This window comes from Streptococcus anginosus subsp. whileyi MAS624 (assembly GCF_000478925.1).
GTDB classification, from domain to species: Bacteria; Bacillota; Bacilli; order Lactobacillales; family Streptococcaceae; genus Streptococcus; species Streptococcus whileyi.
The window spans coordinates 380226-391433 of record NZ_AP013072.1 but is presented as its reverse complement, the minus strand read 5'-3'; the positions used below and the strand labels follow the sequence as shown (position 1 = coordinate 391433).

Here is an 11208-nt window from a genome sequence, read left to right as displayed (position 1 = left end):
ATCTATTCATATAGTTGTTGCTATTTACTTCCTTTTATACAACCCATAAGCAATCATTCCAGCCAATGATAAACAAAGTATTCCTACATAGAAATACATATTTGATGACTCACCAGTCTTTGGAATAGAGCCTTGCTTTATATTTTCTCTCGGCTTATCTTCTTTTTGCGGCGGATTTTCCTTTTTAGGTGTCTGTGGCTTTTCCTTTATGTGAACTGTTTGGTTCTTGTCATTAATATCCTTGTGTTCTGCCACCTTTTTCCAACTTCCGTCTTCATCCTTTTCATAAAATTCCTCAAAGGCAACAAGGTTTTTACCTAGTAGCTCACTTGCATCAAAGGTAAATTTCATATTGTGAACTTCTTTGGCATCTTCGGCAGTAAATTCTTTTTCACTTTGCACTAATCTCTGATTGACCTTAAGTTCCACATTATCTTCTTTAATCATCTGAAAACCCTTTAGCTTATATGTTTTACCCTTTTCTAAGCCATCCAGTTCTACCTTGTCCTTTAAGATAAGTTCTTTTTTACTATCCAGCTCTTTTTCGCCATTTTCTCCGGTCGATACGGTTTTGATAGTGATTTTCTTAGATTGTGTTTTCCCCCTTTCTTTCACTAAAATTGTCTGCTCCTCACTATTTAAATCTTTATGCGCTGCAACTTTTATCCATTCACCATTTTCTTTCTGTTCATATAATTCTTCAAAAGTTACCAAACTCTTTCCTGAAAGTTCGCTACTATCAAATTCAAAATACATTGTTTTCTTGCTGTCCGCATCTTTTGCGATAAACTCTTTCGTAGTTTCAACTCTCTTTTCATTTACAACAAGTTCTTTATGATCTTCCTTTACCATCTGCCAGCCCTTCAGCTGATATTTGATTCCTTCTTTCAATCCTTTTAACTTAACAGTGTCTACGATAATGGCTTTTTTATCTGCAAACATTGTCTTTTCACCATTTTTTCCTGTAGCTGTTGTATGAATAGACACTTCCTCCTTATACGCATCAGTAAGAGTCCCCAAATGAACTGTATGATTGTCCTTAGATACCACAACTTCAAATGCCGGAATCAATTCAAAAGCTTGATTATTTTTGCATCTCATCTCTTCGATTGTATAGGTGTCATAAGGCAGGGCGCCCTTACTATCATCTGGTTCAGATATTCCGAACCAAATTCCATCTTCACTACTCTTTCCCTCATTGGTATGATTCTTGTGAGAGTTCCATTTAGATGAAGTTGAAAATTGTCCGTTACGATCCGTCAATACAATATGACTTTCTCCTGTGCTTTTACTTGTGATTTTAAAAGGAATATTTGCCAATCGCTTATGCATCTTTTCTCCTATCTTAACTCCCTCAATATCTCCACGCTTAACCTGATTATAGATAGAATGGTCCTTATCAGTTAAATCAACCATTTTTTCGTCTTCTGTAATTGAAAATTCTATTTCTTTTGCCCCGTTTGTTAAATAACCCTCAGGCGGTGTTTTTTCTGAAAGTTTATATTTCCCATGTGGAAGTAAATCTGGAGATGTAGAAGCAATTCCGTTAATATCCGTATGGATGGTCTTTACTACTTCATTCTTCTTATAAAGTTTTCCTAAAACCAGAACACTGTTTTCATTTAAAGAAATGATATTAAAAGAAGCATCCTTTAAAGCAGCGCCCCCCTGTGGTTTTGTATCTCCTGTTTCCAAATCTCGTTTCTGAATCTTTACTCCGCCACGAATGACTTTATCCGATACAACCGCCTGATTACTTCCCGTCAATACTGCAAAATCACCTTCTTCCATAATTTGTGCAACATAAAGTCCCTTGATTTGCTCTCCGCTATTTCCTACTTGTATATAAGAACCTTTCAATAAATAGCCGTTCGGAGATTTTGTTTCTTCAACTGTTAATGTTCCAATCGGCAAAACAATCTTCCCGTCCTGCATATAAAAACGATCTCCTGATACCTTATGTTCATCTGATAATTTTGTAATATAACGAATTGTGCCATCACTTTTCTTTTCAGAAACAGTCTTTGTAACCCATGTACAGGTTGCTTCTTTCGGAAGATTTTCTTTATTATAAATGCCCTCATAATACTTCCATGTAAATTCTGCTCCTTCTAACAAGGCGTTTCCTTGTGGGTTTAATACCTGCGTTTCCATATCTATTTTAAAAATTTCAACAAAGCAATCTGTAACTTTAGGCATATCAGAAACTTTCAAAATTACTGTTTTGTCCGTTTCAATTTTAATAGGATGGACTGCCGGATCAATTTTATATCCAGGCGGTGCAGACAGTTCTTTAATATAAGCGATCCCAATTTTCATTTCTATAATTTCCGTCTCGCCTTTTTCATTTGTTGTAAGAGTTGCGACCTGGTTGCTACAATCTTCATCTGAAAATACCCCGTATTTTGCATTGGCAAGCGAATAATTGCCATTTCCATATGTCACATCACTATTCCCGGATTTTTTTTGAAGCGTCACTTTCCCAACATTAAGTTTTGCCCAAAATTGCCCCAAATCCTGACCCTCACCGGAATATACATATCCTCCACATTCATATCGTTCCCTATTCTCTTTCACAAATTTTTTCGCACCGATGAATACTTCCTCCTGTATATTTTTATCTATCTCATTATAGGAAGCTCTGACGTTATCACAGTTCCAGCCTAAATGCGTGCTTAATCGTTGCCAAACAACAAGCTGTCTTAAAAGATAAGCATGATTTTCACTTATTCCCCCATGGCTTTTAGTATATTGTTTTACATATTCAATGGATAACGCAATATCACTTATCTGTTCAGGCCTCATACGAGTACTTGCATCTTCTCTTACTTTATATCCACTTCTAAAGTTCGTATTGATGTCAATACAATAAGCATCTTCTCCTCCAACAGTTAAATATCCTTCATTAAATGTAGAGGTAATAGACCCGTCATTCATTACTTTTTCAACCATTCCTACTCTTGTCTTTGATTCTGTCCAGTATTGCAAACCTTCCGTCGCATATACTGGATTAAATGCCATCCCCATCGTTGCTAATAACACGGCAAATAGCAATAATAGACATTTCTGAATTTTTCTCATTCTGTATATCTCCTTTCCGTTTTAACTAAAATAGGGCGAAAGATGTTACTCTCCCGCCCTAACTTTGCACCCAAAATCATATGTTTTTAGATGCGTTTATTCTTCATCTTCTACTTCATCTGCATCATTTATTTCTTCCTCGCTTTCAGCTTCAGAAAAGAAATCATCATCTTCCTCCTCTAAAGCTTCAAGTTCTTTATCTTCTTTCTTTTTCACAACTTTAAAATAGTAGCCTGCTCCTAATGCACCACCTACTACAAGAAGCAAAATAATATAGGTTCCTAAATTACTCTTTTCGTCCTTCTTCTCAGACTTTACTTCTTCCTTAACAGGTTCTTCTTTTACTACTTCCCGTTTTGATGTTTCTTTTTTCTCTACCATATTCAGTAAATCATCTTCGGATACTTCTGTAAGAAGCATTACATTTTCTTGTGTCTCATCATGGTTGATGATTAAATAAAAAGTCTTTCCATTTTTAGTTTGGAAGGTAATAAACTGCCTTGCATCTGCTGTATACTGATCTGTTTTTTTATTATCACTGCCATCTCCATGATGAATCGGATAGTCCTTATTTGCATTATCTTTATTTTCCGTAACGGACGCTCTTGCCTTTGATGGCGATGAAGCTACTCCTTTGTTGGTGTTTACACTCTTACTTGCAGACCCCATTGATGAATCCTGACTGTTATTCGCAGGAGCTTTTGCCGTCAACTTATTGGGATAGCGAACTTCCTTTTCTTTCTCCTTTACTTCCGTTTTGCCTTTACCGGTATCCTTTGTAGTATTACCTGAGCTTACCGAATCCGATGAACCTTTACCAGTACTACTTATAGAAGTCTGTGGTGTTTGAGGAGAAATACCTGAACTTGACTTAATACCAGAAATTGGACTAATCGGTGTAACTGACTGCGATGTTATATGGGCTTTATTTGTTTCCGCAGCCTTTTTCTCAAGTTCTTTGACCTTTTCAGTCAGCTTATCTATTTCCTTTTTCATATCTACTGATAAGTCTTTATTTCCCTTGTCCTTTTTTACTTTTCCTTTTAGGCTCTCAATCTCATCTTCAAGGTCTTTGATTTTTTCCTTTTGCTTATCACTTAATTTGTCTTTGTCCTTAAGTTCGCAATTTAACTTATCAAGTTTATCCTGAAGCTCTTTTGCCTCTTTTTCCATTTTGGAAATATCGTCTTTAGAAAGTTCTGTCTGTGTTTCCCCATTTCCCGTCTGACTTTCTTTATCCTTGATTTTTGTCCTTTCTACCTTACGGCTAATCTCATCTTTTCCATCTCCCTTCACTTCATAAAACAGAAATTCATCAATAAATTTCATATCATCGGAAAGCTCTGGAAGATCTCCGCTATCAAGCAGCTGCCCTTTCTTAGCTTTTATCTTTTCTTCTTTAAAAATCATTTCATTCTCAAAAATGTATTTTACTTTTACTTCTGCTCCTGTTTGAACAGCATTGTCACTTGTAGGTGCTTCTGTTGGACTTATAAATGTTGGAAGTAAGCCACCTTGTGCAAATACAATCCTACTACTTGCAAACATTCCAACAACTATGGCTGTAACTATAAGCAAAATCCCAAGTCCTGCTCCAAATAATTTCTTATTCTTTTTCAAATTGGTTTTCATTTATTTTCTCCTTTTTCAGTTCTGCTTTTTGTCTGTTTACCTTTGCCATTAAATCCATGATTGTGATGTTGTTCTTTCTACAAATGGCAATAATTTCTTCATTTTCAAGTTCTTCTTCACGAATAAATAAAGACTCCAATTCTTCATCAATCAGAGCCTTTTTATCATTTAACTTCTTTATTCTGTTTTTAACTACTGTTAGTTCTTTTTTCACATTGTTACCTCCTATTTCTTTACATTTGGCGGAAAACCGAACCCTACTGGATGATGTTTACAAAATGTTGCTATCCAATCATCTAAGGTAGTTACTCTTATTCGACCTATGTTATCAATCACTTTCCCATCTCCTATATAAATACCGACATGACCATAAGTAAGTCCGGCTGTACCACCACTACTACTGCTCTCAACTGCAACAAGCATTCCCACTTTTAGCTTTGACCTGTCTGATGTAAAGGTATAATTTCGGTACATATCACAGGCGTTCCCGCCTATATATCCAAGTCCTGCATTTTGATAGACCTGTGATACCCACATGGCACACCAGCCTGCACCCGGAGATGGCGTAATGTATGCAGCATTAACAATCTTCTTTTGTACTTCCGTAGATGCCTCATACTCTTTTCCACCGCCGATACCTCCATTTGCACTGATAAGGTCAGAATTACCAAAGGCTTCTCCCATATTGCCTTGTGCAAGGAACAAGGCTTCATAGTGCTTTAGATTATCGGGGTAGTTTGCAAAGACCTTTCGGATAATGCTGTTCATCTCTTTTTTATGAAGCGTTACGATGAGTTTTTTATACTCATAAGGTTCTTCATGGCTTTCGGTATGCTCATGTCCATCTTCATCGGTATAGGTTTCTGTAACCGTCCTGTATCTGATTTCAATTTCTTTCCTATACTCAAGGTCATACATGAACTCAAATAATTCTTTTAATATGGATTCTACTTCCGATACACTCTTTACCTCTCCGCACCTTGATGTAATGTAGGATAAAAGCTCATGGACATTATGACCGATGTATTCTGTATTATTTAAGATGTATTCATCATATCCGGGATAATTTTCTTTCACATGGTCAACTTCACTTTGAAGCTCACCCTCCATATCTGAAAATTTCTGATTGATTTCACTTAGGACATTTGGCTTTGATAAATAGCTTGTTGTAAGCACAGAGCTTGTAGAGTTCATAAAGCCTGTCATTCCCGTTCCTGCAAAGTTAATCACAAAAGTCCCTAAGATAATGATGCCTATGAAAATAAGCATTAGTCCTTTTGCTTTTCGGATAATCATATCCTTTGAGCTTTTTAATGTTCCGATAAGTCCCTCTTTAATTCGGTCTCTAAGCCTTGCCTTATTCTCACGAGAAATTACTGCCTTTACCTGATTTTTCTTTTGAAATCTTTTATATGCACTTGCTCTTTTATACTCATCCGTCTTTTTCAGTTTCTTTTTGGCATCATGAAATTCCAACTTTGACTTACGCTTTCTGATTTTATAGTCCTTATTTGTAAGGTCATAGCCTCTTTTAGCTCTTTTCTTATCAGAATACTTCTTTATGCCATGAATGAGCTTGGAGCTTGTATCTGCTGTCTTTTCTCCTGCTTCCACTCCTTGATTTTCATCACTTCCATGAGACAAGTAATCTCTTACAGTTTCACTTCCTTTGGCAAGCCCTGAAAGGGCAGATACTTTTACCATATCTTTCTTTAGCTTTTTCTTCTGCTCTTTATAAATACTGCTATGAACTTTTTTGCTTGCAGTATCTTTTCCAGTCTTTTTATCTTCAGGATTATTCTCCTTTAACACATCATCCTTTTTCCTTGTATAAAGGCTTTCGGTATAGTTTTTTCTCTTATAATTTTTCTTTTGAGCTTTTTGGCTTTTTGAGAAGCTATTTGTATTTTCTGCTTTATGATGAAGATTATCCTCGACATCATAGGTTGACTCAAAATAATCGCTATCCCTAAAGTCATTATCATACCTGTCTATGATTCCATCATTATCAAGGTCTTGTCCCAAAGGATTATAGATTTTCCCGTTCTTTACCTCAGTATCATAATCGGTTTTCCCAGTTTCATTTGAAGAATTTACGCTTCCTTTATCGGAAACCCTATACTTTGCATTTCTTTTAAATACACCTCCATTTGGCTCAATTTCTGCATTTCTCTTACTGACCTTTTCATGCACCTTATCTTGAAATCTGTCTTTGTCATGGACAATTTTTCCTCTGTAATCATCGGTATCCTTTAGCTTACTTTCTTCAGGTATAATGTTTGTTTCACTATGGAGCATTTCTTTTTCAATGCTTGCCTTGTGCCTTTCCTTAAAGTCCTTTTTCAGTTTCTTTCCCATAGGCTACCTCACTTCTTCCGGCTTGGTAGTCATCTTCTGATAAAGGATTGTATCTTTCGGAAACTTATCAAGGAAAGGCACAATGGTATTCCCAAAGAACAGTAGTCCCTCGCCTTCATTTGAATTAGTAACATATCTGAGCTGTGGAAGTGAGATTTTAAGTTTTCTTGCAAGTATCTCTCTATCTCCTGAAGCCTGATTTAACATTAAGACAAAGTCCGTATTATCAAAGATATTTTCAATTTCCTTACTCATAAGTAGGTCTTTGACATTTTGCGTGATACCTGTCGGGATACCTCCCCATTTTCTAAAACGCTTCCAAATCTCAACCGAATACGATGCTGTCTGCTCATCTTTTAAAAGTAAATGAAACTCGTCGATATAGTACCTTGTAGACTTGTTTCCTCTGTTTTGTGACACCTTATTCCACACCTGATCCTGAATAACAAGCATACCGATTTTCTTTAGCTGACTTCCGAGTTCTTTAATATCAAAACAAAGGAGCTTCTTATTCAAATCCACATTTGACCTGTGATTAAAGACATTAAGAGAACCTGATACATAGATTTCCATCTCTGTTGCCAGCTTCTTACCAACCTTTTCCTCCTGTCCTTTTAACATATCGTATAGGTCTTGCAGTATTGGCATATTACAAGGCTCTGGGTTTTCAAAATACTTTTCATAAATTTTAGGCAGGCATCTATCTATAACGGACTTTTCTTCTGCCGTAAGACCACTACCGCCTACTACAAGCTCAAGCATACTCATGATAAAGTTTGCCTTGTCTTTCAGCGGTGCATCCCCATCACCGTAGTTCATATTTATATCAAGGGGATTCAGGTAATCCTTTGACTTACTGCTGACCTTAATGACTTCTCCCTTAAACTGCCTTACGAGGTTTCCATACTCTCCTTCCGGATCGCAGATAATCACATCATCATCTGTTACTAAAATCGCATTTGCCATTTCTCTTTTGGCACTAAAGGATTTACCGCTACCCGGAGTTCCGAGGATTAGACCGTTTGGGTTCTTTAATTTCTTTCTATCTGCCATAATCAGGTTATGGCTTAGGGCATTTAGTCCGTAGTAAAGACTATTACTTGAATTGATAAAAAGCTCCTCTGTGGTAAATGGCATAAATACTGCCGTTGATGAGCTTGTCAGTCCTCTATCTATCTCAATCTTATTTACACCAAGAGGCAGCACGCTCACTAAACCTTGTTCCTGAGAATGGTCAAGTCTTTTCAGCTTACAGTTATGCTTATTTGCAATGGAGCTTATTTGAGTAATTGTGTTATCGAGCTTTTGCACTGTCCTTGCAAAGTTCATAAAGACAATACTTACCACAAACATTCTCTCATCTCTTGTCTGCAAGTCTTTTAATAGGCTCTTTACATCTTCTCCGTAAGTAATTAAATCACTTGGAAGAATGTCCATGTCATATCCTGACCTTACAGCCTTTTTGTTTTCTTCAATCCTCATCTTATCAATATCAGTGTTTTTTCGTTTTACCATCTTAATGGCTTCCGATTGGTCGATTGCCCTAATATGAAAGGAAATATTGATGTTATCGTCAATATCCAAAAACTCGGATAACATCCTATCTGAAAGCTCACTGGCAAGGATTTGAAAATGACTCGTTGCTCCGATGAATTTGCCGAACTTAAAGTATCTACTCGGTGTAAAGTTAAACTCATCAGGCACAATATATGTCTTTGTGCTTTCTCTTTTCTTTAGGTCTTTGTAGGAAAATTCAAAGGTCTTATTCGGATTTAAAACATCGTGGAGTATCTTTAGCCTTTCTTCTCCGTTTAGGCTTTCTGCTCTCACACTCATGCTCTTTAGATTAGATAATATATCTATCTCCAGTCTTTCAAGTTTTGATGTTGCCTGCTCTAAATTATCCGCTTCCACTGTAAAGGTTACATACTTTGATTTTTTAAGTCCGTTATTCCCCTTTACAATCTGGCTTTTAAGCATCTCTCTAAATTCAAAGCGTATATCGTCAAAACCGTCCTTTTTATCCGGTATCTGAATTGCCGACTTCATTTCTTCGTTTCGTCCGAGCTGATTGATATATGAAAACTCAATGCTGATGCTTGGATCGAAAGAGTTTAGGAAGTTTGCAAACTGATTAAAAATCAAGTCCCGATCTTCATCTAAAGCAAGCTGATAGTTAATGTCCTGAAAGGCTATACTTTTACTGAAGTGCTTTTCATCAAGCTGACATATTCCGCTTTTTAAAAGCCTTAGATAGGGAATGGTATCTTCTACCGTATATCTTTTCGGTTCTTTCTTAAAGATAAGGTCAAGGATTCCTACCTTATCTTTTTTTGACTTGCAATTACTTTTCTTTAAGTCCCGCTTTTGACTTCTCAATGCCTTTTCGTTTTGCATGAGTTTTATTTGCTGAATTTTTCTTTTCCTGTTCAAGGTAAACCTCCTTTCTCACTCTCTTTTGCGGTTGATAAAACTTATGAAGATAAATGTGCTTAAAGTATTTCTCAAATGTCAGTCCGTCCTTTTCAAAGAGAGTGATGAAAAATATGGGAAGCGTTGACACAATGAGAAATATAACGGCTATATCATTGGGAACTACCTTTCGCATAAATAAATAGACCGGTATTCCAACCAGTCCTGCAAGTGTGAAGCCTATGAGCTGCCTTTTCGTTAAATTAAAAGCAACTTTTGTCTTTACCCTATTTAAGTCTTTAGGGATTGGTACATATGCCATATCTTACCTCCCATCTTCTTTACCCTTTGACAGCTCCTCAAAGTGTTCATATACAGAGCCGATTTCTTCCTGAATATTTTCAATCTGCTCATCTATGCTTTTATTGTATCTTTGCTGCATTAGGTAAAAATCGTTATGGCAGCAACCAATGTCCTCTGTTTTTTCTTCCAATTCTTCCACCTTATTATGAAGCCTGATTCTATCCATCACCGCCAAAATACCTGTTCCAACTGCTACTGCTATAAATACTGTTTTTCTTTTGTTCATATTGCCCTTCCTTTCTTTTAGTGTGCATTTAATACGCTTTTGGCCAGTGTTCCGCTCTTTAGCATCATTAACCCCAGCAAAACCGCATATCCAAGTATAGTAAAGGTACTTGTGTGTATATCTGTTATTTGTATTGTCTTAACTAATACTGCGTATATTCCAAGACAAACCATTAAAAAGAGGCCTTGTAATCCAAGTGCAAATAGTCCTTTGATGTAGTTTGTTCCAATCTGTCCCCACTCTTTGTTTCCCATTGTGGCAAATGGAATGGCTGAAACCGATGAGTAAACATAAATCTCAAACATTCTTCCGTAAACTACAAGCATAATCACAACGGATATTACCTGTATAGCAACCTTGATGAGTGAGGTTTCAAAGAGAATCATGACAAGTTCTCCAAGCCCCTTTTCTTTTAGGGTATCCATCATTGCCACTATCTGATCTCCGGAAACGGTGGCAGAGGTATTTATCACCCCTGCCGCCTTATTTACCATGTGCTGTGCCACATCAAAAACTGCCATTGAAAACTCAAAGGCATGGGATACTAACCATACAGCAATCCACATCTTGATGATGTACTTGAAAAATTCAAAGGTATCTGTATCGTGCATATTGTTCTTTTGCATTACCATATTGATAAGCTCGATACAAAGAACTGCTGTGATGATTAGTCCCGCTATTGGAATGATAACGGAATCGTTAATGCTTTTGATAAAGGCAAATACATCTCCGTTCCACCCCATAGGCGTTTTACCTACATCTGTTGCAACCGCACCAACTTTATCGTTGATGTCAAGAAACATGGACTCTAAGTTCGCTTGGATACCGCCCAGTAGAAGTTCCTTAAAGAATTCTTCTATCTTGTCGAATATTCCAAACATAGGCTATCTCCTTACTTTAAGACATTGGCAAGAAGTGGGATAAGTTTAAGCCCAATAATGACAATACCTCCACCTGCCATCAGCTGCTTTATTCCTTGCGATTTTGCTCCGGATAGTGATAGGTAATCCTTTGATGTTATCTCCGGATTTTCCCCCACTTCACACCGTGCATGCGACTTTCACCGCACACGGCGTTCCATCACAAGAAAGATTTTCACGTTTCAGCTAAGACTTACACACTTCGTAACAAATTAT

The 11208-nt window shown here is 36.9% G+C and carries 8 protein-coding genes and 1 pseudogene; all 9 read right to left on the bottom strand.

The window, feature by feature from the left end; all coding sequences use genetic code 11:
- Positions 1–24: 24 nt before the first annotated feature.
- The gene (locus ANG_RS02105) at positions 25–3081 is read right to left on the bottom strand and encodes a VaFE repeat-containing surface-anchored protein (protein ID WP_025271598.1); all 3057 of its coding nucleotides are present in this window, start codon (positions 3079–3081) and stop codon (positions 25–27) included.
- 96 nt (positions 3082–3177) lie between these two features.
- Positions 3178–4713, bottom strand: coding sequence for a CD1107 family mobile element protein (locus tag ANG_RS02100; protein WP_025271597.1), 1536 nt, complete (start codon positions 4711–4713; stop codon positions 3178–3180).
- Complete coding sequence (locus tag ANG_RS02095; RefSeq protein WP_025271596.1) at positions 4688–4927, bottom strand: hypothetical protein; 240 nt, start codon at positions 4925–4927, stop codon at positions 4688–4690. Before ANG_RS02095 ends, ANG_RS02100 begins: the two co-directional genes overlap by 26 nt.
- Before the next feature lie 11 nt (positions 4928–4938).
- Positions 4939–7071 (bottom strand): CHAP domain-containing protein, encoded by a 2133-nt coding sequence (locus ANG_RS02090; RefSeq protein ID WP_025271595.1) that lies wholly within the window; start codon positions 7069–7071, stop codon positions 4939–4941.
- 3 nt (positions 7072–7074) lie between these two features.
- Positions 7075–9504, bottom strand: a complete 2430-nt coding sequence (locus ANG_RS02085) for a VirB4-like conjugal transfer ATPase, CD1110 family (protein ID WP_038677187.1) — start codon at positions 9502–9504, stop codon at positions 7075–7077.
- Positions 9416–9805, bottom strand: a complete 390-nt coding sequence (locus ANG_RS02080) for a PrgI family protein (RefSeq protein ID WP_025271593.1) — start codon at positions 9803–9805, stop codon at positions 9416–9418. Before ANG_RS02080 ends, ANG_RS02085 begins: the two co-directional genes overlap by 89 nt.
- Before the next feature lie 3 nt (positions 9806–9808).
- Complete coding sequence (locus ANG_RS02075) at positions 9809–10072, bottom strand: hypothetical protein (RefSeq protein WP_025271592.1); 264 nt, start codon at positions 10070–10072, stop codon at positions 9809–9811.
- Positions 10073–10089: 17 nt separating this feature from the next.
- Complete coding sequence (locus ANG_RS02070) at positions 10090–10953, bottom strand: VirB6/TrbL-like conjugal transfer protein, CD1112 family (protein ID WP_025271591.1); 864 nt, start codon at positions 10951–10953, stop codon at positions 10090–10092.
- 11 nt (positions 10954–10964) lie between these two features.
- Positions 10965–11063 (bottom strand): annotated as a pseudogene (locus ANG_RS10835) (Maff2 family mobile element protein); the annotation flags it as partial.
- Positions 11064–11208: the final 145 nt, after the last annotated feature.

Bases quoted from the DNA above. Each gene is read 5' to 3' on its own strand.
- ANG_RS02105 (WP_025271598.1), bottom strand. From the start codon at position 3,081: ATGAGAAAAATTCAGAAATGTCTATTATTGCTATTTGCCGTGTTATTA.
- ANG_RS02100 (WP_025271597.1), bottom strand. From the start codon at position 4,713: ATGAAAACCAATTTGAAAAAGAATAAGAAATTATTTGGAGCAGGACTT.
- ANG_RS02090 (WP_025271595.1), bottom strand. From the start codon at position 7,071: ATGGGAAAGAAACTGAAAAAGGACTTTAAGGAAAGGCACAAGGCAAGC.
- ANG_RS02080 (WP_025271593.1), bottom strand. From the start codon at position 9,805: ATGGCATATGTACCAATCCCTAAAGACTTAAATAGGGTAAAGACAAAA.
- ANG_RS02075 (WP_025271592.1), bottom strand. From the start codon at position 10,072: ATGAACAAAAGAAAAACAGTATTTATAGCAGTAGCAGTTGGAACAGGT.
- ANG_RS02070 (WP_025271591.1), bottom strand. From the start codon at position 10,953: ATGTTTGGAATATTCGACAAGATAGAAGAATTCTTTAAGGAACTTCTA.